The sequence below is a fragment of the Haladaptatus paucihalophilus DX253 genome (genome assembly GCF_000376445.1).
Taxonomy (GTDB): Archaea; Halobacteriota; Halobacteria; order Halobacteriales; family Haladaptataceae; genus Haladaptatus; species Haladaptatus paucihalophilus.
In genome coordinates this window covers 1,124,399-1,147,632 of sequence record NZ_AQXI01000001.1, presented here as the reverse complement: position 1 = coordinate 1,147,632, position 23,234 = coordinate 1,124,399, and the positions used below count along the sequence as shown (strand labels likewise).

The following is a 23,234-nucleotide window of genomic DNA, read 5'->3' as shown; positions in this document are numbered from 1 at the left end:
CGATTTCTCACCGGCCCGGCGTTCACAAGCTATAGGTTCCGTTTCGCCGAAGCCAACGCCATGCCGGGAGCACGCGTTCGGAGCGGCGAGCGGGTCACGCTCAGGACTGTCGAGGAGGAGGATATTCCGTTCGTTCAACGCGCGTTAGCGAACCGAGAGATTCGCCACCCGATGGGGAATCCCGTTCTGAATCGGCGGCGAGTCGCGGAGCTTCGAGAGGACGACGCGGACCGGTTTCTCGTCTGTCTCGACGGGGCCGATGCCGGTTCGGGCGGTCCAGACGAATGCGAGGTGACGCGAATCGGACAGGTGAACGTGACGGACGCCGACTACAAACGCCCCGAACTCGGCTACTGGTTGGTCCCGTCGGTTCACGGAGAGGGGTACGGCACGGAAGCCGTCTCGCTCGTCATCGACTACGCCTTTCGAACGTACGACGCTCCCGCGGTGGGTGCGGAGGCGTACGACTTCAACGACGCCTCCCGCGGTCTGCTCGAATCCCTCGGATTCAGGAAGGAAGGTCGCCGTCGAAAGTACATGTTCGTCGACGGCGCGCACCGCGATATGGTGCAGTACGGGCTGCTTCGTGAGGACTGGTGCGAGCGAACGGTGTGAGGGGGTAGCTGACGGTCGCCTACAGCTTTTTGGCGACCATTTCCCCCCAGTGCTCGAAGCCGTGGCGCTCGTAGAACGCCCCGGCGCGGTCGTTTTCGCGGTCCACGTCGAGGACGAGTCGGTCGAGCGGGAGGGTCTGGTCGGCCGCGAGCGAGACGGCGGCGTCCATCAACTCGTCGGCGACGCCCGTCCCGCGGTGGGCCGGGCGGACGTAAATCTCGTTGAGGACGGCGGCGTCCCAGATGAACGCCAGTTCCTCGGGGAGGACGAAGACGTAGCCCGCCAGTCCGTCGCCCGCGTCGGCGACGGTAACGCACCGCTCGTCGTCGCCGACACATCGCTCCACCCAGTCGAGGTACCGCTCGCGGTACTCCTCGGTCAGTTTCCCCTCGTACACCTCGGCCTTGTCGTCGCCGCCGGTCCCCGCGCCGAGTCCGAGCTCGAAGGCGCGCTTTAGCTCCCAGAACTCGTCGGCGTCGCTCGTCTCGTAGGGTCGAATCTCCATACCCCCTGTCGGTGCGAGGGTGCCTTACTCTTTGCGCGATTCCCAGACCCGAAAGCCGAAGATTCCGAAACTCATCGCGCCGAGGAGCAGTTGTCGCCCGCTTCGCACGATGGGGAACACGCGCTCTTCGTTCCGCGGGTCGGGTCCCTGCGCGAGGTCGAACCCGGTATCGTAGTGGGTCGTGTGCGTCGTCCCTCGGGCGTGCGGTTCGAGGAACGTCTGGACGATTCCGTGTTTGTTCGAGACGCTGAGTTTCCCGGAGACGCTGTAGAACTGGTCGTGAATCGGATAGAACACGTTCACGCCGTTCTTAACGAGGTCGAGACCGATTCCAGCGACGACGAAGGCGAAGAGACTCACCCACGCGACGCGGACGCCGTAGGCCCCCCATCGTCGTCCGATTCGGTTCTTCCCCAGCAAGTCGGCGAGCAGGACGATTCCGATGACCGTCGGTATGAGTAGGTTGTGAAACACCGCGCGGTGTCCCCCCTGAACCCAGAACCCCACCAGCGTGTCGAGGTCGGGAAACGCGGCGGCGGCGAGCACGATGACCGCCGCCCGCGTGTCGAACTGTTCGGCGAGCAGTGACGTGGCGAGTAAGGCCCCCACCGCAACGTGTACCACCGTCGATGGCATCGAACGATGGACAACAGCGTCCAAGAAAGTAGTTTGGTGGGAACCGTCGTCGTAGGCCGGGCGTACTTTCGGATGGCAATCGTTAGCAAACAAACGCGGCGTGACAGGTTCGGAGTTGTGTCCGATGAGGGCTCGCTTAGAACGGTATTCCCTCATTGACGACGGGGTTCGTGGCGACTGATGCGGTCCACGACGCCTAACGGTTCGTGACCTGTATTTCGACGCCCGTCGAAGGCCGGTTTCGATACGCTTTTCGGGACCTCTCCCACATGCGAAGACATGACAGATGCGCGCCGGACGCTCGCCGAGCAAATCGCGGGTGAAATCACGCTGAGCGACGACCCCGGAGCGACGCTCCGCAAGTGGCGCACCGACTTCGACGTGTCCCAGACCGCACTCGCCGACTACCTCGACGTGTCCTCGTCGGTCATCTCCGACTACGAGAGCGGTCGCCGCGAGAATCCGGGCATCGGCGTGGTCCGCCGGACCGTCACGGCGCTCCTCGATATCGACGAACAGCGCGGCGGCGACCGCATCCGCCAGTACGCCCGCGTCCTTTCGGCCGGGTTCGACAGCACCATCGTCAACGACTTGCGCGAGTATCCGACGAGCGTCCCGCTCCCCGAGTTCTACGACGCAATCGACGCGACGGAACTCGCACAGGGAACCTCGGCGGGCATCACCGGACACACCGTCATCGACAGCATCGAGGCCATCACCCGCCTCTCCAGCGAGGAGTTCTATCGCCTCTACGGCCAGAGCACGAACCGCGCGCTCGTCTTCACGAACGTCACGCGCGGGGAATCGCCGCTGGTCGCCATGCGCGTCGTCACCCCGACGCCGAACGCGGTCGTCCTCCACGGCATCGACCGTGACGAACTCTGGGACTACGCGCCGAAGATGGCCCAACTGGACGGCTTTTCGCTCGCCGTCACGGACTGCGAGAAGGAAACCATGCTGGACGCCATGCGCGAACTCGCGCCGTGACAGTCGGGATTCAGTTCTTCAATCTGACTGTGACGCGTCCGTGACATCATAAAGGATGGCGTGGTGAAGGCCAGAGTTGAACCATTACAGATGTGTCCATATGTGGTAATGAGCGCAGAGGAATCACGGGGTGGGAGCGATGTGCACCAGTCGATATGTCCGTGGTGTGCCGAAAACATCGACCATCCGACCGATTGCGTCAGAATCGCGCCGCCCGACCGTCGTCCCCCCGAGCACCGTCCGACCGTCAATCGCTGGTACCTCCACGCCGACTGCGCCGCCGAGTGGCGCGAGTTCGTCGGCCACCTCCGAACGCTCGCGGGACGGGGGGCGTTCCGGACGCTCGTCGAAGGGCCGCTGTCCGGCGACGTCAACGAGATGCTCGAATGGGAACTGGCCGACACGAGCTAAAATCTATTTTAGCTAACACTTTTCCGTCGTCACCCCCTTCCTTTCTCCATGTCCGATACGATAGTGAAGACCGGAACGACGACGGTCGCGCTGACGACCGACGACGAAGTGCTTCTCGCCGCGGACCGCCGGGCCAGCCTCGGCGGTCGCTTCGTCACGAACAAGGCCGTCCAAAAGGTGCAGGGGGTTCACCCGACCGCCGCGCTGACGATGGCCGGTGGCGTCGGCGACCTGCAGTCATACATCCGCACGCTCCGCGCCGAAGCTTCCCTCTACGAGACGCGCCGGGGCGAACCCATCGACATGGCCGCGCTCTCGACGCTCGCCGGGACCCTCCTGCGCGAGGGACCGTACCGGGGTGCCCAGCCGACCCTCGGCGGCGTCGATAGAACCGGCCCGCACGTCTACGACCTCGACACGGCGGGCGGCGTCATGGAAGCCGACTATCACGCCAGCGGCAGCGGGATGCAACTCGCTTACGGCGTCCTCGAACGCGAATTCGAACCGAACCTTCCGACGGACGTCGCCCGTCGCGTCGCGGCCAACGCCATCGAGAGCGCCATCGAACGCGACACGGCCAGCGGCAACGGCCTGACCGTCGCAACCGTCTCCGCGGATGGCGTCGAAATCCGTGGCTACGACGCGTTCTCGGAGGTGGCGGCATGAACGGAGGACAACAGCAGGCCTACGACCGGGGGACGAACATTTTCTCTCCCGACGGCCGCCTGTATCAGGTCGAGTACGCCCGCGAAGCGGTGCGTCGCGGGAGTGTCAGCGTCGGCGTCCGCACCCGCGATGGCGTCGTTCTGGCCGCGAGAAAACACGTTCGCTCGCCCCTCCTCGAAGCCGACGGCATCGAGAAACTCCACAAGATAGACGACCACCTCGGCGTCGTCAGCGCGGGGCACGTCGCCGACGCCCGCCGACTCGTGGACTTCGGCCGCCGCCGCGCCCAGACCGACCGCCTGCGCTACGGCGAACCCATCGGCGTCGAACCATTCACCAAGGCCGTCACCGACCACGTGCAGGAGTTCACCCAGCAGGGCGGCGCGCGTCCGTTCGGCGCGGCGCTGTTGGTGGGGGGCGTCGAACCCACCACCGCCGACGAGGACCCGAAACCGCGGCTCTTCGAAACTGACCCGTCCGGCACGCCCCACGAGTGGCGGGCAACCGCTATCGGCGCGAACGACGACACGGTTCGGGAGTACCTCGAAGCGAACTACGACCCTCAAAGCTCGGTGCAGTCCGGAATCGAACTCGCCCTGTCGGCGCTCGCGGATGCCGAGGACGGTCCGCTCGCGCCCGAGGAGATTTCCGTTGCGACCGTCGCACCCACGTACCGGGCGCTCGACGCCGACGCTCGGCGGGATACACTCGATTCGCTCGACCTGCTAGACGAGCAGGCGTCGTAGAATCGCCAGTAGATGTCGTAGAACCGTCGTGACGCGGTTACGAGGCCTGTTGCCCCGTCGATTCCCGCACCGTCACGACCTCCAGATTTTCCGCGACGAACAGCGCGAGCGCGTCGCTGCCGACCTCCGTCGAAACGCGCACGCACCACGGGTCCTCCGAGACGACGCGTTCCCGCCACTCGTCGCCGACGTTCCAGACGGGGCGCTCGCGCACGTCGATGCCGTGCCGGTGGTAGAACGCGATGACCGCCGGGTGTTCCAGCACCGCGAGCGTCACGGGCGAGCGGAGCCGACAGCCACAGCGCTCGCAGTCGAATCGGGCTTGCGGGCGGCGGACGCCTTCCGCTCGGTCCGCGGGTTCGTCACCGTCCCCGTCGGCGTCGTGGTATCCGACGTGGGCATTCGCCGGTGCGCTGCACTCGGGGCACACGCCGTCGGCCATCAGCGAGAGGCGGTGTCGGTGGTGGCGGTCGAACGCCGGGAGAAGCCCCTCGGGGTCGTGTGCCCGATGCCCGCCGGGTGGGAACGGGAGCGTGAGCGTCGGCCGCTCGCACGCCCGGCACTCGACGACGACGTAGTTGTCCTCGCCGTGGGCCGCCAGTCGCTCCTCCCCGCAGAAGGGACACGGGTCGTCCACCGCGATGGGGTCGAAATCCACGCTGTCCGTGTACGTCCCGGCGCGAATCGCCCGCGCGATTTCCCGCCCGGCGTAGGTGAGGGTGTAGCCACCGTCCGTCTTCCGGACGAAATGCTCGGTCAGTTGCCGGAGATGGTAGGAAAAGCCCGCCGTGTTGTCCGCGGACGTCGCCTCAAACAGCTCCGAAAAGGCGAGCGTCTCCTCTCCCTCCGCCTCGGCGTCCAGCAGGGCGCGGAGCGCGGCCATCCGGACTTCGTTTCCGAGGACCGCGAACGCGTCCGTCGGGTCCACGTCGTCCTCGGATTCGGTTCCGATGGTCTCGGGCAGTTCGTCCGCCGCGTGTGTCGGCTCTGTTTCGGTCATTTCGATGGTGGTCGCGTCGGCTTGTGGTTCACCGTCGGGCGCGTGTCGTGTAGTCGCACGGACGGGTGCGACGCGGTTAAATCGTTTGTTGGCGGAAGGTCGTCGGAAAATAGAACGGGACAAAACCGCGTGTCGTCGGGTTATTCGACGTACCGGTGCGTCGTCGTCTTATTCGACGTACCGGTGCGTCGTCGTCTTATTCGACGTACCGGCGCGTCGTCGTCTTATTCGACGTATTCGTACGTTCGCTCGTCCATGTCTCCGCGGCCGACGAAGACGAACTCGTTTTCGGGTTCCGTGAAGTCTTCGAGTTCGACGCGCTTGTCGTGGTTGTGGCGGTCGTGGACCTGCTCGTACTCCTCGTAGGTGAGGTCGTGACGGTTTCGAATCTGCTCGTCGATGGAGAGCTGGTCGAGTTCCTCTTCCCAGCCCTCTTGGACGGTTTCGGCGTGGATTTCGGCCTGTGCGCCGCTGCCGTAGGAGCCGACGAGAAGTTTCTTGCCCGTCATCTCCATGTCGTTTTCGGCGGCGTACTGGAGCGCCGAGGCGCGGGCGATGTGAACCGAGCCGGTGTACCAGTTGCCGACCTCGCGCGAGATGCGGAGCGTCGGGTCGATGGTGTTCGCGTACCACTCCTGATACTGATCGGTCGCCTTGAGGTCGTCCATGTACCCGCGGATGGCCTCCTCGAACGCCTCGCGGTCGTCGTAGTCGTCCTCGCGGGGCTGGCGGCCGATTTCGGCGGCGAGTTCCTCCTCGATGTCCGTGTCACGGATGGTGTGACGGAAGGCGAACAGCCCCGCCTTGCGGACCATTCCGGGGAACGGCGTGTGGTACGGGCCGAAGACGTAATCGCCGGGGTGGGTCTCCCCACCGGCGCGCTCGAAGTCCTCCAGCGCCTCGCGCATGCGAGCGAGGTAGACCTGCATGGAGCGCTTGCCGTCCACGCTGGGGAACTGCTGGTTGGGCTTGAGGAAGTCGGTCTCGTCGGCCGACCCGTAGCCCTGTTCGGTCGAGAGTTCGACGATGGACGGATCCTCGCTGATGAGCATCGCCACGGCACCCGCACCCTGCGTCGCCTCGCCGGGGTCGCCGCGGGCGTACAGCGCGGTGTCGGTTGCGATGACGAGCGCCGAGCGCCCGCGGTTGCGACCCGCCTTGATCCAGTTGTAGGCGTCGTCCAGACTCTGGGTTCCGGCGATGCAGGCGAACTTGCGCTCGCCCTTGTTCGCGTGGTGGAAGTCACCGTCGTACACCTGTTCGAGGCAGCCCGCGATGTACGTCGAAACGGGCTTGGAGTTGTCGAACGCGCTCTCGGTCGCCACGTCGATGCGGCCGATGTCGTCCGGCGTCAACCCCTTGCGCTCCATCAGTCGATGGGCCGCGTTCGCGCCCATCGTCACGATGTCCTCGTAGGAGTCGGGGAACGAACTGGCGTACAGTCCGAGCCCTTTCGTGTACTTCTCCGGGTCTTCGTCCTTGACCGGTGCGAACGTCTCGGGGAGGTCGAGTTTCAGCTTGCCCGTCCAAATTTCGATGGCGTCGATACCGACGGCTGTCATTCTTGCATCAATCTTGCATAACATGGTATAAGGGTTTGTCGATAGAACTATCGACAGGCGTCGAAACCGAGTCAGTCGTCGGAAGATTCGACCGAGAGGTAGTCGATCCGGAGCCGCTCGTCCTGATTGCTGTTGCGGTCTTCGAAGACCAGATAGAGCGTCCCGTTGTCGTTTACGTACTCGACGACCGCTTGCGGGAGGTCGATTCTCCGTGTCGTCGTGCTCGACTCGGACAGCGTATAGCTTCCGCCGAGGGGGTCACCGTTCTCGTTCACGGGTGTCACGGAAACCTCGTGGCTCCCTCCTCCACTCGTCCGGTAATCGCCGAGAACGAGCGTGTGGTGATTCCGCGATTCGATACCCGAGACCGAAACGCCGATGCTCATCTCGAAACCGTCCGGATGTCGGTAGTATTCGCGGAGTGCGGCGACTTGGTTATCGTTCGAATCGACATCCAGGTTGCCAAACCCTTCGAGACCACCCTCGGGATTCGATGGCGGTATCGAGGGGTCCTCTCCGTATTCCAGCGCTCCGTCCCCGTCGTTGAATGCATCCGGGTACGCCGTCGTTTGCTCCCCGCCACCACCGCCGTTTCCACCGTCGTTCGCATCCAACGTGAACGATACGGGGTCGTGGTTCTCGAACGTCAGCGTGACGTCCACCGGTTCGTTCGCCATCTCGACCGGGGTGCCGTTGCGCTCGAACTGGTAGAGATAGAACGTCGCGGTTCCGTTGTTTCCGCCGATTATCGGGTTCTGCCGGAACGGCGGGCCCAGATTCTGCCCGTCGCTGTCGATGTCGATGGTCGTCGGGAGCGACACGCCGTTTCCGATGTCGCTCGCGCCGTCCCGCTGTGCGCTGACGTACAGTTCGCTCTCGTAGATTCCCGTCCCGTACGACGGGTCGCTCAGCGCGTCGATGGTGCTATCGTGCGGCTCGACGTGAACGTCCGTGAGCGTCGCGCCCTCCGGACGTTCGTTCGTGACGCTGAAGACGACGCCCGATTTCGGCCCGCTGTTCCGGTAGCCCCTCGTCGCCGCCGCGTCCCCGTTGTAGACGATTTCCGGCATCGCTCCGGACTGGACGACGTGAACGACGACCGAATCCGCGTCCCCGCCGCTCGCGGCGAGGAGTTTCACGTCCCCCGTGGAACTGTCGTCGATGGACACTTGGACCTCCCCGTGGTCGCCCGTCGTCGCTTCCTTCGAAGACGTGCTGACGACGCCCGTTCGGTTCAGGCCGAAATCCACGGTCGTGTCCGTCACGGGTTCGCCGCCGTAGGTGACGTTCGCCGTCAGGGTGTGCGTCGAAGTCGCGCTTCGGTCCAGCGTACACACCGTCGGATAGCCGTTCGCGTCGTGCGTGCAATCCAATCCGGCCGCATCGACCCACTCTACGTCGTAGGTGCCGCCGCCACCGCTTCCGGTGCCGCCGCTCGCCGTCTCGATACGGAACGAAACCCGCTCGCGCTCCGCGCCGTTGTCGTCGATGGAGAGCGTCACCGTTTCCGTTCCGGGTTCGCTCGCCTCGTACTCGAAGCGCACCCGACCCTGTTCGTTCGTCGTCTCGGTACGCCCCCCGTCGCTCGACGTTACCGTGACCCCACTCACGGGGTTGTTGTACCGGTCGCGCACCTCCGCGACGAGCGTCGTCGTTCCGTTGACCGTCTCCGTTTTCGGACTGACGTTGGTGATGTAGGTCGCGTTCGTTTCCGTCGTGTTCGACCCGACGCCGACCGCGGCCATCCGAAGGTCGTAGGTGACGTTCGTGCCGTTCTCTCGCCCCTTGAGCGTCACCGCGACCGTCCCGTCCGCCCCCGACCCGACGCTCTGTACGTATCGCTGGTCCGCGAGCAACCGCGTCCATTTCGCCACGCCGAGCGTCGTCGGAATCCGTATCACCGGGTCGTTACCGTCCGACTGCACCGAAATCGTCCGCGTCATCGTGGTCGATGGACTGAGCGCGTGCGGGTCGAGACTCACCGTGCCGGACTGGGTGCGAGAGAGGCTTCCGTTGACCGTGACGAGCGTTATCCGCGTGCCGTGGACGAGTTGCTGGTCGGTCAGCGTCGCGTTTCCGTCGCGACCCCGGTTGTAGACGACGGTGTTCTCGTACACCGTGTCGGGCGCGTTGGCGTACTGGTCGTAGTTCGGCGCGTAGACGAGCGCTCGCGTCGAAAACGAGTGGCCGCCGCCGTCGAAGTAATCGCGCGTCTCCGAATCGGTGGCGCTGAGGTGTTCGATGGTGGTGGACCCCAGTTTCGCGGTTCGAAGCGACCCCGACGCCGGTGGCGGATTGACGAAGAGAACGTGTCCGGGGTACTGCGTCCCGAGCGTTACCGATGTCGGCTGTCCCGTTCCGGTCGCACCCGTTCGAACGATGGCGTTGCGCACGTCCTGCATCTGGCCCTGCACCCGCTCGTTATGTCGGAATTCGACCGTCTGATTTTGGCTCGGGATGGCAGTCGCCTGATACAGCGACATGGCGACGACGAGCGTGGCGAACAGGAGAATCGTTCCGACCTGTACCGTCACGCCACGGTCGTCAGACCGGAACGTCATGGATGGGACAGATACGGGAAAAGGATAAAAAACCTGTTACTCGATTACTCGTCGTCTTCCTCGACGAGTTCCGGGTCGCTCATCGCGCTCTGAATGCTGTCCAGGCCGTTTGCCCACTCCGTAACGAGTCCGTACTCCATCTCTTCCATCACCGATATGTCGAGTTCGTCACCGGCGAAAATGCGCGTTCCACCCGCCGCGACGAGACCGAGCGCCGAGTCCAAATCTTCGGCCGATTCGGCTTTTTCGGCTTCGCGGATGTACTCCTCCACAGGTGCCTCCTCGGCGGGTCCGTGCGCGACGTACTCCTCCGCGGCGTAAAACACGCAGAGGAGACTCGTCTGGACGCCGTCGATGAGCATCGCTTTCTCTTCGTCCTCGAAATCGACCTCACCGAGGACGGTCTCGCGGATGTCCGTGAGTTCCGAGAGGGCCGTCTCCTCGTCGATGTCCTCGTCGTCGTACGCGGTGACGATTTTGGCGACGGCGATAGCCACGTCGTCCTGCAGGTTGAGCAGGAGGCGCGCGGAATCCTCGTTTTCGGGATCGATGTCCTCGTCCCTGATTCTGTCCAGCCAGTTCTGCCAGCGTTCTTCGGAGTAGAACTCCTCTGGAGGAGCGCTCATACCTCTTCCGTGCGTAGCACGATTCATAAATCCTCCGAGGCGGCCTGAGGAGGGTGTGGGGGTTTGAAACGGCCGAAAAGCTGATATGAACGTGGCGGTGCGGCCGGTAGTGGCCTTCATACCCCATCGCTCGGCCGGAACGGGACGAAGCGCCAATTTCTATCCGTTCGACACAAATATCGGTGAAAGAGACGTTCGGAGGGAGTCTCAGTCCGAGAGCGTCGCTTCGGTGTCCAGCCCGTACACGAGTTCCGGCGTCGAGACGTGCGCGGTTCGTATCGCCTCGTCGTATCCCTGCTCTTGCATCCACGAGACGCGACGCGGCACCGTCTTGGGTCCCATCACAGCGCCGGGGCGGTCGGGGTCGTCGATGAAGTCCGTCTCCATCAGGAACGGTTCACCGCGCTCGACGGCACGTTCGAGGCGGTCCTTGTCGCTCATCACGCTCGGCGTTACGCCCGCCAGTTCGCCGCCCGCGTAGTGTTTGACGACGTGTTCCGACGGCAATCCGACCGATTCCGCCCACTCACCCACCTCCGTCAGGTCGTCCGTCGCCTCGGTGTGCAGTTGAACGGCACAACCCGTTTCTGCACCCAGTTCCAGCGCGCGGCGGAGGACGGCGTTCGAGGCCGACCACACCTCGTCGGTCACGTCGTAGTGCGGCCGCCCCGATTTCAGGGCGACTGCCTTCCCGTCCGCGACGTATTCGGCCGCGACTTCGAGTCCGGCCTGCATCAGGTCGCGCGCACCCGCGGGCGAGAAATCCCGGTCGTCCACGAGCTTCGAGACCAATCCCGGATGAACGCCGAGGACGGGCCACGCACGCCCGCGGAGGATGTCGTTCGCGCGCTCCACGACGTCGACCGTCGTGTCGAAGACGGTTCGGAAATCGTCGCCCGATTCGGCTTCGACGCCGAGCAGCCACGACGGTTTGTTGACGACGAGCAGGTGCGTGCCGCCGCTCCGCGCGAAGTCTTTGACCGCTTCGAGGCCGCGTCCGTGGTCGGGGTCCAGATGAAGGTGGTCGTCGAGTACCGGCGTCCCGAGGTCGTTCATACGTCCTCCTTGGGTTCCACGGAAAAAACGCCCGTGGTTCGCCGCCGCGCTCGGTTCGTCATTCGGTCGCGTTCGCTTCCTCGTCTTCGATGACGAACGCCTCGTGGGCCGCGTTCTGGAGGGCGTCGGACCGTCCGTACTCGCCGGGCGCGATGGCGACCGTGCGAACGCCGTTTCGCGCCGCCTTTTCGAGAACGGGTTTGAAATCTGTGTCTCTGGACGCGATGGCGAGGACGTCAACGCGCTCGTCGAGCGCGAGTTCGGTCGCGTCGATGGCGAGTTTCACGTCGACGTCGCCGCTCGTGATGACGACTTCGAATCCGCGCGCTTCCGCCGCCTGAATCAGTCCCGGTGTCGCGTGCTCGTCTAGATAGAGACGAGTCGTCGCGAGTTGGCCAAGCTGCCGTCCGGCGGTCCGTACGTCGTCCAAATCGACATCGAAGTCGTCCCGGAGCACGTTCGGACCGTCGACGAAAAGGGCCACGGTTCGGTCGTGTGCGTCGTCGTCTTCCTCGTGGAGAGACCGCAAGCCGCCGCTCATGCTCCGAGCTAAACGATAGCGGGACATAGCGGTGGCGATTCGTTCGTCGTCCACTCCGTTTCCGTGGTTTTGTCGGTATTCCTATGTTGTATGAATCGTTACTATTTATTAGTTCTCAAGAATTTTGTATTCATTTATTACTTTGGGGATGCAGATTTCAGCATTCTAAATGAATAAAATTTAAATATGTGTGCGAACTTCGTTAACCTGCCGTATGGCAGACGACAACACATCGCGGTTTGACAGACGAACATTCCTCAAAGCAACTGGTGCGGTCGGTGCTGCAGCGGCCCTGAGTGGCGTTACGGCGGCGACGCCGGGTCGTAATCCGGGACCGAAAGAAGACGAAATCTTGGTCGGTGTTTCGGCGGGTCACGGTGACATCGAGCAGGCCGTCATGCAGAACGCACCGATGGACGTCAACGTCGTCCACAAGAACGAACACCTTCGCTACGTTGCGGTCGAGCTTCCGAGCGCGATGCCCGACTCCGCGCGACAGAGTTTCATCGACGCTATCGAGCAGCGCGAAGGAATCAAATACGCAGAGGAGAACTCGACGCACGAAGCGCTTCTCACGCCGGACGACCCCAAGTTCGGCCAGCAGTACGCGCCGCAGATGGTCAACTCCGACTCCGCGTGGGACACGACGCTCGGCAGTTCGGACGTCACCATCGCCGTCATCGACACCGGCGCACAGTACGACCACCCCGACCTGGCGGCGAACTACAAATCCAACCCGGGCAAGGACTTCGCCGACAGTGACAGCGACCCGTACCCGGACGTGCCGCAGGACGAGTACCACGCGACCCACGTTTCCGGCATCGCGGCCGGTGTCATCGACAACGGTACCGGCGTCGCCGGGCAGGGTAACTCCTCGCTCATCAACGGCCGCGCCCTCGACGAGGGCGGCAGCGGTTCCACGTCCGATATCGCGGACGCCATCCGCTGGGCCGCGGACCAGGGTGCCGACGTCATCAACATGTCCCTCGGTGGCGGTGGCTACACGAGCACGATGAAGAACGCGGTCACCTACGCGTCCAACAACGGCGTCTTTATCGCCTGTGCGGCGGGTAACGACGGCTCCGGCAGCGTCTCGTACCCGGCGGGCTACAGCGAGTGTCTCGCCGTCTCGGCCATCGACTCGAACGGCAACCTCGCCTCCTTCTCGCAGTACGGCAGCAAGGTCGAACTCTGCGCGCCCGGTGTGGACATCCTCTCGACGACCACCGAGACGCGCGGTTCCTACGAGAAGCTCTCCGGTACCTCGATGGCGACGCCCGTCGTCTCCGGTGTCGCCGGACTGACGCTCTCGCAGTGGGACCTCACCAACTCGGAACTCCGAAGCCACCTCAAGAACACGGCCGTCGATATGGGCCTGTCCTCGGACGAACAGGGCAGCGGCCGCGTCGATGCCTACAACGCCGTCACTACCCAGCCCGGTAGCGGCGGTGGCGGTGGTGGTGGCGGCGGCAGCGACTCCACGACCGATTCGGTCAGCGGGTCGCTCTCGGATTACTCCGACTACGACGACTACACGTGGTCGTGGGAGTACAGCAGCCCGAGCCAAATCGTCGTGGAACTCGACGGACCGAGCAGCGCCGACTTCGACCTCTACCTCAACACGGGGACGACGAGCGCCGCGAGCCCGAGCAGCTACGACTACTCGTCCACCACCACGAACAGTCAGGAAACGGTCACCATCGACAGCCCCGACACGTCGACGGATCTCCAAATCGACGTCGACTCCTACAGCGGGTCGGGTAGCTACACCGTGACCATCACGGAATACCAGTAATTCCCACTTTCAATTGGTCCCCTTCTCTCGTGTGCACCTCGGACCGCGAGTGACGGCGTTCATCGACGATCATCCCCGAGTGACGACGCTCACCACCGGTGCGAACGAAGCCCTATGTAACTTCTCCCCGCGATTACACCACGCGGTTTATCCCTCGCTACGACAAATTCTCGCCCATGGTCGCGCCGACTGGAATCACCGCCGGACTCATCAATCTCCTCGAAGTCTTCATCATCGCAGCGAGCGTGGGTATCTTCGTCGCCAAGGTCGGACGGTTTCCGTACACCATCGCCCTCCTCCTCGCCGGACTCGCCGTTTCGATACTCGGTATCAACATCGACATCACGCTGACACACGACCTCATTCTCCTCGTACTCTTGCCGCCGCTTCTGTTCGAAGGCGCGGCGACGACCGACCTCGACAGCTTTCGTGAAAATCTCGTCCCGGTGCTCGTTCTCGCCGTCCCCGGACTCATCGTCTCGATTCTGGTTCTCGGCGTGCTAGGCCACTACGCGTTCGGCTATCCGCTCCTGCTCGCCACGCTGTTCGCCGCGATGATCCTCCCGACCGACCCCGTATCGGTGCTCGCGCTCTTCGAAGAACTCGGCGCGCCCGAACGACTGTCGGTGTTGGTCGAGGGCGAAAGCCTCCTCAACGACGGCGTGGGCGTCGTCGTCTTCTCCGCGCTGTTCGCGTTGATCAGCCAGACGCCCCCGAACACGGACCTCTCGGAACTCATCTCGCCGGAGGTCATCGCCGAGACGGGACTCGAAATCGTCGTCGCCAGTCTCGGTGGGCTCCTCGTCGGCCTCGCCGCGGGGTACCTCATCTACCGCGTCATGGTCAATCTGGACGAGCACATGACCGAAATCGTCCTCACGCTCATCCTCGCCTACGGCAGTTTCCTCCTCGCGGAACACTACTTCCACGTCAGCGGCGTCATCGCAACCGTCACCGCGGGACTGCTCATCGGCAACCGCGGCGCGGAGTACGCAATGAGCCCCCAGACGAAGATTTCGGTGTTCAACACGTGGGACACCGCCGCGTTCCTCGTCAACACGCTCATCTTCGTCCTCATCGGTGCGAAGACGCCTATCCACCAGATGGTGGACAACTGGCAACTCATCGCCATCGCCATCGTCCTCGCCATCTTCGTCCGCGCGCTCACAGTCTACCCGTTCACCGCCGCTGTCAACCGGTTCAGTCGGCGCGACATCCCGTTCTCCTACCAGCACGTGATGGTCTGGGGCGGTCTGCACGCCTCCATTCCGATCGCGCTGGTGCTCGGACTTCCGGGCGACTTCCCGAACATCTCGGAACTCCGGTCGATGGTGTTCGGCGTCGCGGCGTTCAGCCTCGTCGTCCAAGGGCTGACGATGAGCAACCTCCTCGACCGCCTCGATATCGTCACGCGAACCGAAACCGAGGAACTGTACGAACTCCTCCTCGGGCGCGCTCGCGCCGTCGATTCAGCGCTCGACGCCGCCGAACGCCTCCACGACCGCGGCGACCTCCCCACGGACGTGTACGAGGACTTCCGCGGCGAGTACAGACACGAAAAGGAAGACCTGAACACGGCCATCTCCCGCCTGCTTCGGGAGAACCCCGAACTCCGACGCGAGGAACTCCTCGTCGGCGAACGCCGCGTCCTCAAACAGGAAAAGAGCGCCATCATGGACGCCACCCACTCCGGCGTCATCAGCGACGACATCGGCGAACGACTCCTCGAAGAGGTGGACCTCAAACTCGACCGCGTTGACACCGGTCGGAGCACCGTTCGCGACGACCCCGAGAACGAGGCCTACGAGGAGTTCTGGCGCGCCCGCGTCGCCGAGTACGGCCTCGATTTCTCCCCCAGCGACGACTAGCGCGACGGGTAAGATCGAGCTGAACGCCGAAACCCTACTCCGTGATGTATATTCTCCCGACCATTCCCGCGCTCTCGTACGGTGCGCTGTGGAATTTGTAGAACCCCGGAACGTCGAAGGTGTGGCTGTACTCGTACCCCTCGTCGTAGAGACTGCTCGGCCCACCGGGCGTTCCCCGCCAGTTCGCGCCGTCGGGTTGCTCGTCAACGACGAGATTGTTGCCGTCCGATTTCCAGACGAAGGTGACTTCCGTTCCGACGGGGACGGCGAGCGGACGGTCCGTGCCGGGCGCGAATTCGAGGTTCCCGTCGGGACCGACTTCGACCGGAAGGTCGGCTTTCGTCGCGTGGTTTTCCGGCGGTTTCGCGTCGTCGCCGTCCTTCGATTCGGCGACCGTGACCGACCCGGTCGCCCCCGCCGCCTTGTGCGGGGCGCAGTAGTACTCGTACCTGCCGAGTACGTCGAAGGTGTGGGCGTAGCGATAACCGTCATCGTACACCTTCGATACTTTGCCGGGCGTCCCCTGCCAGTTCCCGCCCTCGGGTTGGTCGTCCACGTAGATGTTGTGGGTGTCGGAGTTCCACACCCACTCCACCGTCATTCCGGGGAGTATCGTGACGTCTCGGGGTTCGAACCCGAGGTTTCCGTTCCTGCCGACGGTCACGGTGACGTCCGCCTCGGAATCGTCGTCGTTCGAATCGGGTTGACCGAGCGCGAGATAGCCACTGAAAGACGTCCCGAGGGCCAACGCCCCAGCCGCCTTCAACATCGTCCGTCTGTCGTGATTGGGGGTCATGCGAAAGTACAGGCCTACCAACAATTCCGTGGCAAAAAATACCGATGTCCGGTTCCCAGTTGTTGAACATCGAACACCACTTCCTTCTTCCCGGCGGTCCGAACGTTCAAGTAGCGAAACGGGACCACTTCTGGCTGGCCGACAACGTGAATCCACCAGTCGGCTCGCTACCCATGAATTGCCAGAACTGTGGTCACTCCGATTCGTTCGTGTTGCTTCTCGACCTCGCCACCCGTGTCTCGGACGCGGAGACGACGCCGCTCGACTGGTCGTTTTGTCTCCAGTGCCCCGCGTGTGAGAGCACCGACGTCGATGGCGACCCGTCGAAACTGTTCGCCCGGCTTTAGGACTCAACGGTGTCGTCGTAAACCGCATCGTTGGCGGTCGTCGTCGCGTCCGTCCACGTCACCAGTGTCGTCCCCGTATCCGCGGCGATGTCGGCTAGCCGTCTCTCAAGCGCGCCGACGCGAACCGCGTGCAAGCAATCCACGAGATGCGGGTGCTGCCGGAGCCAGAGACCGTCGAACCCGTCGTCACGGAGCACCTCCGCTACGTAGTCGATGGCATCCAGCAGGGTTCGCGTGCCGAACCGCTGTCTCGTTCGACCGTCCGTGGTAGGCGTTGTGACGTAGAGCGGGAGATACGGACAGTCGCCGCGATACGTTGCGACGAATCCGGCATCGAACGTCACGACGGTATCGGGCGGTTCGAGCGGTGATTCCCATCCCCGGACGAGGATACTCTTCGCGTCCCGCTCGTGTATCTCGCGGATTCGCTCTTGTGTCATTATAGTCATATGTGACTATATAGTCGAAATAGCTAAGAATCCATAACGGTACCGATTGTTTTGGGGGGAGTAGATGACGTCCGAACAGATACTCGGGACGACGACCGTGACGCAACGTTGGCGAATCAGCCTCATCAAGGCCGTTCGAGAGGAGTTCGAGGAAGCGGGCGAGGAGGTACAGGAAGGCGACCGACTCGTCTTCAAGAAGCGGGACGGCCAAATCGTCGTCGAACCGGCGTGAGAACGTCACTGAGTGTGGTCCTGAATCGCCCCCGTCAGGCGCGGGGGAGAAAACAAAGCATTACTTACTACGCTTCGAGGGTTCGGGTATGCCCCTTCGGAAACCGCCGTTGCGCGACCGACACGACGAGCGGGGCGCGACGTTCACCGAGTTCGGCGGCTGGGATATGCCCGTCGAGTTCGATTCGATAAAGCAAGAACACGAGAGCGTCCGGCACTCCGTCGGCATCTTCGACGTCTCCCACATGGGGGAAATAGAGGTCAGCGGACCCGATGCCGAGCGCCTCATGCAACGACTGACGACGAACGACGTGACCCAATTGTCTCCCGGCGACTCCCAGTACGCGATGATCACCGACGAGGACGGCGTCATCATCGACGACACCGTTGTCTACCGACTTTCGGAGGACGACGACGCGGAGTTCCTGTTCATCCCGAACGCCGGTCACGACGAGATGATGCACGACCGCTGGAAGCGATTCCGTAGCGAATGGGATATGGACGCGGAAATCCGCAACGCGACGGACGACTACGCGATGTACGCGGTCCAAGGCCCGGACGCCGCCGACGCCGTGAACGAGGCCGCGGACGAGTCGGTCGCCGACCTCTCGAAGTTCGAAGCGATGTACGCGAGCGTCGCGGGCGTTCGGTGCTGGGTCGCCCGCACCGGTTACACGGGTGAAGACGGATTCGAACTCATCCTGCCGTCGGACGAGGCGGAAACCGTTTGGGACGCGTTCGACTGCCAGCCCTGTGGACTCGGCGCGCGCGACACCCTTCGGACCGAGATGGGCTATCTCCTGTCGGGACAGGATTTCGACTACGAGGACGACCCGCGGAACCCCTACGAGGCCAAAGTCGGTTTCACGGTGAAACTCGATACCGAATTCGTGGGCCGTGATGCGCTCGAACGCGTGAAAGAGGAGGGCGTCGAGGAGACGTTCGTCGGTTTCCGACTCGTGGACAGGGGCGTCCCCCGACACGGTTACGACATCACGAGCACCGAAGACACCATCATCGGGACGGTCACGAGCGGGACCATGAGTCCGACGCTTAGCGAACCCATCGGATTGGGGTACGTTCCGACGGACTACGCCGACCCCGGAACCGTCATCCGCGTGATGGTGCGCGGGCAGTCGAAAAAGGCAAAGATTGAGAGCACACCGTTTCTGAAAGACAAACAATGAGCTTCGAAGTACCAGAAGACCGGAACTATCTTGAATCGCACGAATGGGTGGCAGTGAACGACGGAACCGGAAAAATCGGCATCACCGACTTCGCGCAGGACGAACTGGGCGACGTGGTGTTCGTCGAACTCCCGTCGGAGGGCGACGAACTCGAACAGGAAGGCAACCTCGGCGTCGTCGAGAGCATCAAAGCGGTTTCCGACCTCTACTCGCCCGTCTCGGGCACCGTCACGGCCGTCAACGACGAGTTGGAGAATACGCCGGAACTCGTCAACGACGACCCGTTCGGCGACGGATGGATGCTCGAAGTCGAACTCGACGACGAGAGTGAACTGGACGACCTGCTCTCCGCGGACGAGTACCGCGAGCAGATCGAGTAGCGTTTCGGCGGCAGCCGTTTCGATGTTTTTCTTCTGCACTACCTCACGACGAGAGCGGAGCGACCGCCGACGGTAATTCGGGCGCCGCCGACGGAGAATCGGGGCGACCGCCGTCGGCGGAACCCGAATAACTAACCGGGAAGGATACCAAGTAGTTTGCGTTTCCGTGCATACTTTTCCGCCTCTCGTCGCGGCGACGCCACAAATATGTACACGGATGTGCAACTCGCGCGAACGCTTTCCTCCCATATTAAAAGGGTGCGCTCCCTAGCCGAAGGCAATGACCGGAGGCAAGGCGAGTACGGGAAGCCCGTACGCACCGCACACGGCCGAGGAGACGGCGGCGATGCTCGATGCGGTCGGCGTCGAGAGCGTCGAGGACCTCTTCGACATCCCCGAACCGGTTCGCTTCGACGGCGAGTTCGGCATCGAAAAGCGCACCGAACAGGCGACCCGCCGAGAGTTACAGCGAACGCTCGGCGAGAACCGAACCCTGACGGAGTTCCTGGGTCGCGGCCACTACAGCCACTACGTCCCCTCGCTGGTGGACCACCTGGCGGACCGATCGGAGTTCCTGACCTCGTACACGCAGTATCAACCCGAAGTCACGCAGGGGTTCCTGCAGGCGCTGTTCGAGTATCAGTCGATGCTGGTCGAGTTGACCGGCCTCGAAATCGCCAACGCTTCGATGTACGACCACGCAACCGCGTTGGCCGAGTCGGCGCTGCTCGCCGCGCGCGTCCGGCAGACCAGCGGAAACCGCGTCCTCGTCCCCGATTCTATCCTCCCCGAACGCCGGAGCGTCCTCGAAAACTACACCGACGGACCGGGCCTCGTCGTGGACGAGTACGCGACGGACGACGCGAACGCCGATATCGACTCCCTCGCCGAGACCATCGACGAGGAGACCGTCCTCGTCTACGCCGAAAACCCGACGACTCGGGGGACCATCGAGGAGAACCTCGCCGAAATCGGCGACCTCGCACACGACAACGACGCGCTGTTCTGCCTCGGCACCGACCCCGTAGCGCTGGCGCTACTGCAGGAACCCGCCGCGGTGGGTGCCGATATCGTCGTCGGCGACGCGGCCGCGCTCGGCCTCCCGACGAGTTACGGTATGGGTCTCGGACTGTTCGCCACGCGCGAGGAGTTCGTCCGACAGGTCCCGGGCCGACTCGTCGGCGTCAGCGAAGACGGCGACGGCAACCGGGCTTTCACGCTCACGCTCCAGACGCGCGAACAGCACATCCGCCGGGAGCGTGCGACCTCGAACATCTGTACGAATCAGGCGTGGGTCGCCCTCCGAACCGCCATCCACATCGCGTACCTCGGCGCGTCCGGGTTGGTCGAACTGGCCGAAAAGTGCGTCACGATGGCCGACGACCTCGCCCAGCGACTGGACGACATCAGCGGCGTTCAGGCACCGGTCAACGACAGACACCACTTCCGCGAATTCGTCGCCCACACCGACCAACCCGCACCCCCCATCGTCGCGGATCTGGAGGAGCGCGGCTTCGCGGTGCACGAAGTCGGCGAACACGAGGTACAGGTCTGCGTGACCGACGTGAACGAACACGCCGTCGATGAGTTCGTCACGCTGTTTGCGGAGGTGGCCATCTGATGAACTATACACAAGCGAAGTGGGAACACGACGAGGACGACCTGTACGAGCCCCTCCTTTCCGAGAAGGACGGCGCTGAGGTCGAAATCGAGGCCGCGCTCCCCGACGAGTTGACCCGCGACAGTCTCGACCTGCCCGAACTGTCCGAACCCGAACTGGCGCGCCACTACACCCGGTTGAGCCAGATGAACTACGGCATCGACAGCGGACCGTACCCGCTCGGTTCCTGTACGATGAAGTACAATCCGAAGTTCACCGAGGACGTGGCGGCGCTCCCCGGCGCGAGTGTCCATCCCGACCGCTCCGAGGGGAGCGTGCAGGGCACCCTCGAACTCCTCTACGGATTGCAGGACTACCTCGCCCGAATCGGCGGGATGGATGCGGTCAGCCTCCAACCCCCGGCGGGCGCGGCGGGCGAGTTTACCGGCATCCTCGTGGCGAAAGCCTTCCACGAGGCGAACGGTGAGGGCGACCAGCGGACGGAAATCATCGTCCCGGACAGCGCCCACGGAACCAATCCCGCGAGCGCGGCGCTCGGCGGGTACGACGTGGTCGAACTCCCGAGCGCGGACGACGGCCGCGTCGATATCGAAGCCTTGGAAGCCGCGGTCGGTGACAGCACCGCGCTGTTCATGCTCACGAACCCCAACACGCTCGGGTTGTTCGAGCGCGATATCGAACGAATCGCCGAAATCGTCCACGAAGCGGGCGGCCTGCTCTACTACGACGGGGCGAACCTGAACGCCTTGCTCGGACGCGCCCGCCCCGGCGACATGGGCTTCGACATCATGCACTACAACGTCCACAAGACGTTCGCCACGCCGCACGGCGGCGGCGGCCCCGGTGCCGGACCCATCGGCGTCCGCGAAAAGCTGGCAGAGTTCCTGCCCGCACCGCGGGTCAAGAAGATGAACGGAACGTACGAGCGGTTCGACCCCGAGCGAACCATCGGGAAGGTCCACGGCTTCACGGGCAACTGGCTCGTGTTGATCAAGACCTACGCATACATCGCCCGCCTCGGCGACGAAGGCCTCTCGGACGCCAGCGCGAAGGCGGTCCTCAACGCGAATTACCTCGCCTCGCAGATAGAGTACGACGTGCCGTTCTCCCCCTTCCATCACGAGTTCGTCGCCAGCGCGGGCGACCAAGACGCCGCCGACGTGGCGAAACGGATGCTCGACTACGGTGTCCATCCGCCAACGACGAAGTGGCCCGAAATCGTCTCCGAGGCCCTGATGACCGAACCGACGGAGATAGAAAACCGCGAGACGCTGGACGAACTCGCGGACGCGTTCAACGCCGTCATCGCGGAGGACGACGAGACGCTCGAAGCCGCACCGCAAAAGACGACCGCGAAGCGCATCGACCAAGCGAGCGCCGCGCGGAACCTCCGCCTCTCCTGGCACTCGCTGGACGACTAATTCCCTCGACTCGCTTCGTATCACAAGTCGGTCCGGCGTCGTCACGTATCACAACGCGTATCGTTCGTTTCCACCTCGGTTGAGAGGTGAACGAAATCCTGAAACCGTTTTGTCTCGTCCTCCTCTTGCTTCTCGCTGGCTGTAACGGCATGGCCACTGACCCGTCTTCGACGACTCACGCTCCGACCAGTCGAACGACGGTCGACACCGTGGTTTCGAACCGTACTACTTCCACGACGACACTCCCGACGAAAACCTGTACCGTCACGAACGAAACGAAGGACGGTAGCATCGTCGCCGTTCGACCGACGATGCACCGGGACGACAGGGAGGTCATCGTCATGACGCAGTGGAATGCGACCGCGAACGTCTCGAACCTCGACGTGACGCTGGACAGTAGCCGACTGTTCGAAGCCCGGTCGTCGGTATTGGACGGGGAGAATGTGAGTGGCTTCGGGCGACCCGTGGGAACGGCCCCTCTCGCCGGACAATTGCAGGTTAAGCTCTACGACGACGGAAGGCAGGTTGGACAGTACAACGCGTCCATGGTCTGCGAACGGTAGCAAATCATTTCTCGTGCAGTCGAATCTGTCGGATTGATAACTATACCAGCCGAGGAGAGAATTCCAAATGTAACGGATGGACCAAGCACTCTACCGAAACCCGCGCGCTTACGATATTCTCTACCAACACAAGGACTACGAGGCTGAAGTCGAGTTCGTCCTCGACCGCTTCCGGGAGCACGGAAACGACGGCGGTTCGGCACTCGCCGTCGGCTGTGGCACCGGCAATCACAGCCGACTGCTCCAGCGGTCCGGCTTCGACGTGCTTGGTATCGACCCGAACGCGGCGATGCTCGACCGTGCACGCGAGAAATCGTCGGCGACCTTTCGCGTGGGTGCGCTCCCCGACATCGAACTCGACCGGACGTTCGATTTGGTGTGGGTTCCGTACACTGTCGTCGACTATCTGGAACTCGATACCCTCCCGTCCGCGCTAGCGACGTTGACTGAACTCGTCGCCGCCGACGGCCATGGACGACCCGACCGTGTTCGTCGCGTATCGTGGCTCCCACTGACGCGAATCGTATCGGCGGTGTTGGCGTGAAACGCCGATTTCGTATATCTGAATTCAGTTTATCAGTTACGAGCCGAGCGACGTGGAACACCGTCGTTCAGCGGTGAGCTCCCGTTAAGCGGGAGGGCGGGGCCTCGCTGGGCTGGACGC

At 63.4% G+C, this 23,234-nt stretch carries 25 protein-coding genes; 15 read left to right on the top strand and 10 right to left on the bottom strand.

Annotated elements, in window-relative coordinates:
• The first annotated feature begins 60 nt into the window (after nt 1-60).
• On the top strand, nt 61-615 hold the full coding sequence (locus B208_RS0106450; RefSeq protein ID WP_007977856.1) for a GNAT family N-acetyltransferase: 555 nt from the start codon (nt 61-63) through the stop codon (nt 613-615).
• Between the two features lie 19 nt (nt 616-634).
• On the opposite strand, the gene B208_RS0106445 is transcribed toward B208_RS0106450, so the two are convergent.
• Nucleotides 635-1,120, bottom strand: a complete 486-nt coding sequence (locus tag B208_RS0106445; protein ID WP_007977855.1) for a GNAT family N-acetyltransferase — start codon at nt 1,118-1,120, stop codon at nt 635-637.
• Between the two features lie 24 nt (nt 1,121-1,144).
• Nucleotides 1,145-1,756 (bottom strand): metal-dependent hydrolase, encoded by a 612-nt coding sequence (locus B208_RS0106440; RefSeq protein ID WP_026177758.1) that lies wholly within the window; start codon nt 1,754-1,756, stop codon nt 1,145-1,147.
• A gap of 279 nt (nt 1,757-2,035) precedes the next feature.
• Between B208_RS0106440 and B208_RS0106435 the strand changes: the two genes are divergently transcribed.
• The 4 genes from B208_RS0106435 to B208_RS0106420 all read left to right on the top strand — a co-directional run bounded on the left by B208_RS0106435 (nt 2,036) and on the right by B208_RS0106420 (nt 4,566).
• Nucleotides 2,036-2,743 carry a helix-turn-helix domain-containing protein gene (locus tag B208_RS0106435; RefSeq protein ID WP_007977852.1) on the top strand — a complete coding sequence of 236 codons (708 nt, stop codon included), beginning with the start codon at nt 2,036-2,038 and terminating at the stop codon, nt 2,741-2,743.
• A gap of 141 nt (nt 2,744-2,884) precedes the next feature.
• A complete protein-coding gene (locus tag B208_RS0106430; RefSeq protein WP_007977850.1) occupies nt 2,885-3,154 on the top strand; it encodes a hypothetical protein in 270 nt (89 codons plus the stop codon).
• Between the two features lie 48 nt (nt 3,155-3,202).
• Nucleotides 3,203-3,820, top strand: a complete 618-nt coding sequence (locus B208_RS0106425) for an Ntn hydrolase family protein (protein WP_007977848.1) — start codon at nt 3,203-3,205, stop codon at nt 3,818-3,820.
• A complete protein-coding gene (locus tag B208_RS0106420; RefSeq protein WP_007977846.1) occupies nt 3,817-4,566 on the top strand; it encodes an archaeal proteasome endopeptidase complex subunit alpha in 750 nt (249 codons plus the stop codon). The genes B208_RS0106425 and B208_RS0106420 overlap by 4 nt, the downstream gene beginning before the upstream one ends.
• Before the next feature lie 37 nt (nt 4,567-4,603).
• Here the strand turns inward: B208_RS0106420 and B208_RS0106415 are convergent, their stop codons facing one another.
• The 6 genes from B208_RS0106415 to B208_RS0106390 form a co-directional block, all read right to left on the bottom strand.
• On the bottom strand, nt 4,604-5,566 hold the full coding sequence (locus B208_RS0106415) for a DUF7351 domain-containing protein (RefSeq protein WP_007977843.1): 963 nt from the start codon (nt 5,564-5,566) through the stop codon (nt 4,604-4,606).
• A gap of 224 nt (nt 5,567-5,790) precedes the next feature.
• A complete protein-coding gene (gene hmgB / locus B208_RS0106410; protein ID WP_007977842.1) occupies nt 5,791-7,128 on the bottom strand; it encodes a hydroxymethylglutaryl-CoA synthase in 1,338 nt (445 codons plus the stop codon).
• Between the two features lie 71 nt (nt 7,129-7,199).
• On the bottom strand, nt 7,200-9,689 hold the full coding sequence (locus B208_RS0106405) for an Ig-like domain-containing protein (RefSeq protein WP_007977840.1): 2,490 nt from the start codon (nt 9,687-9,689) through the stop codon (nt 7,200-7,202).
• Between the two features lie 44 nt (nt 9,690-9,733).
• Complete coding sequence (locus B208_RS0106400; protein ID WP_007977838.1) at nt 9,734-10,315, bottom strand: DUF2150 family protein; 582 nt, start codon at nt 10,313-10,315, stop codon at nt 9,734-9,736.
• 207 nt (nt 10,316-10,522) lie between these two features.
• Nucleotides 10,523-11,371, bottom strand: coding sequence for a TatD family hydrolase (locus B208_RS0106395; RefSeq protein WP_007977836.1), 849 nt, complete (start codon nt 11,369-11,371; stop codon nt 10,523-10,525).
• Nucleotides 11,372-11,429: 58 nt separating this feature from the next.
• Nucleotides 11,430-11,912: an NYN domain-containing protein gene (locus tag B208_RS0106390; protein WP_007977834.1), complete on the bottom strand. Its 483-nt coding sequence runs from the start codon at nt 11,910-11,912 to the stop codon at nt 11,430-11,432.
• Nucleotides 11,913-12,126: 214 nt separating this feature from the next.
• Here B208_RS0106390 and B208_RS0106385 point away from each other — a divergent pair, with 214 nt between their 5' ends.
• Both B208_RS0106385 and B208_RS0106380 read left to right on the top strand, forming a co-directional pair.
• Complete coding sequence (locus B208_RS0106385) at nt 12,127-13,707, top strand: S8 family peptidase (protein WP_007977833.1); 1,581 nt, start codon at nt 12,127-12,129, stop codon at nt 13,705-13,707.
• Nucleotides 13,708-13,883: 176 nt separating this feature from the next.
• Nucleotides 13,884-15,575 (top strand): Na+/H+ antiporter, encoded by a 1,692-nt coding sequence (locus tag B208_RS0106380; RefSeq protein WP_007977832.1) that lies wholly within the window; start codon nt 13,884-13,886, stop codon nt 15,573-15,575.
• Nucleotides 15,576-15,609: 34 nt separating this feature from the next.
• Here the strand turns inward: B208_RS0106380 and B208_RS0106375 are convergent, their stop codons facing one another.
• Entirely contained in the window at nt 15,610-16,371 is a 762-nt protein-coding gene (locus tag B208_RS0106375) for a plastocyanin/azurin family copper-binding protein (RefSeq protein ID WP_232423739.1), read from the bottom strand.
• A 44-nt stretch (nt 16,372-16,415) separates the two neighbouring features.
• Between B208_RS0106375 and B208_RS0106370 the strand changes: the two genes are divergently transcribed.
• Nucleotides 16,416-16,718 carry a hypothetical protein gene (locus B208_RS0106370; RefSeq protein ID WP_007977830.1) on the top strand — a complete coding sequence of 101 codons (303 nt, stop codon included), beginning with the start codon at nt 16,416-16,418 and terminating at the stop codon, nt 16,716-16,718.
• Here B208_RS0106370 and B208_RS0106365 read toward each other — a convergent pair.
• Nucleotides 16,715-17,158 (bottom strand): hypothetical protein, encoded by a 444-nt coding sequence (locus B208_RS0106365; protein ID WP_018128771.1) that lies wholly within the window; start codon nt 17,156-17,158, stop codon nt 16,715-16,717. The two genes, B208_RS0106370 and B208_RS0106365, sit on opposite strands and share 4 nt — an antisense overlap.
• A 73-nt stretch (nt 17,159-17,231) precedes the next feature.
• On the opposite strand from B208_RS0106365, the gene B208_RS24245 reads away from it, so the two are divergent.
• The 7 genes from B208_RS24245 to B208_RS0106330 all read left to right on the top strand — a co-directional run bounded on the left by B208_RS24245 (nt 17,232) and on the right by B208_RS0106330 (nt 23,114).
• Nucleotides 17,232-17,399: a hypothetical protein gene (locus B208_RS24245; protein WP_007977828.1), complete on the top strand. Its 168-nt coding sequence runs from the start codon at nt 17,232-17,234 to the stop codon at nt 17,397-17,399.
• An 88-nt stretch (nt 17,400-17,487) separates the two neighbouring features.
• The gene (gene gcvT, locus B208_RS0106355; protein WP_007977827.1) at nt 17,488-18,585 is read left to right on the top strand and encodes a glycine cleavage system aminomethyltransferase GcvT; all 1,098 of its coding nucleotides are present in this window, start codon (nt 17,488-17,490) and stop codon (nt 18,583-18,585) included.
• Nucleotides 18,582-18,965 carry a glycine cleavage system protein GcvH gene (gene gcvH, locus B208_RS0106350; protein ID WP_007977826.1) on the top strand — a complete coding sequence of 128 codons (384 nt, stop codon included), beginning with the start codon at nt 18,582-18,584 and terminating at the stop codon, nt 18,963-18,965. The genes gcvT and gcvH overlap by 4 nt, the downstream gene beginning before the upstream one ends.
• 280 nt (nt 18,966-19,245) lie before the next feature.
• Nucleotides 19,246-20,586 carry an aminomethyl-transferring glycine dehydrogenase subunit GcvPA gene (gene gcvPA / locus B208_RS0106345; RefSeq protein ID WP_007977825.1) on the top strand — a complete coding sequence of 447 codons (1,341 nt, stop codon included), beginning with the start codon at nt 19,246-19,248 and terminating at the stop codon, nt 20,584-20,586.
• Nucleotides 20,586-22,007 carry an aminomethyl-transferring glycine dehydrogenase subunit GcvPB gene (gene gcvPB, locus B208_RS0106340; protein ID WP_007977823.1) on the top strand — a complete coding sequence of 474 codons (1,422 nt, stop codon included), beginning with the start codon at nt 20,586-20,588 and terminating at the stop codon, nt 22,005-22,007. The genes gcvPA and gcvPB overlap by 1 nt, the downstream gene beginning before the upstream one ends.
• 86 nt (nt 22,008-22,093) lie before the next feature.
• Nucleotides 22,094-22,570, top strand: a complete 477-nt coding sequence (locus tag B208_RS0106335; protein ID WP_007977821.1) for a hypothetical protein — start codon at nt 22,094-22,096, stop codon at nt 22,568-22,570.
• Between the two features lie 76 nt (nt 22,571-22,646).
• Nucleotides 22,647-23,114, top strand: coding sequence for a class I SAM-dependent methyltransferase (locus tag B208_RS0106330; RefSeq protein WP_007977820.1), 468 nt, complete (start codon nt 22,647-22,649; stop codon nt 23,112-23,114).
• Nucleotides 23,115-23,234 lie beyond the last annotated feature (120 nt).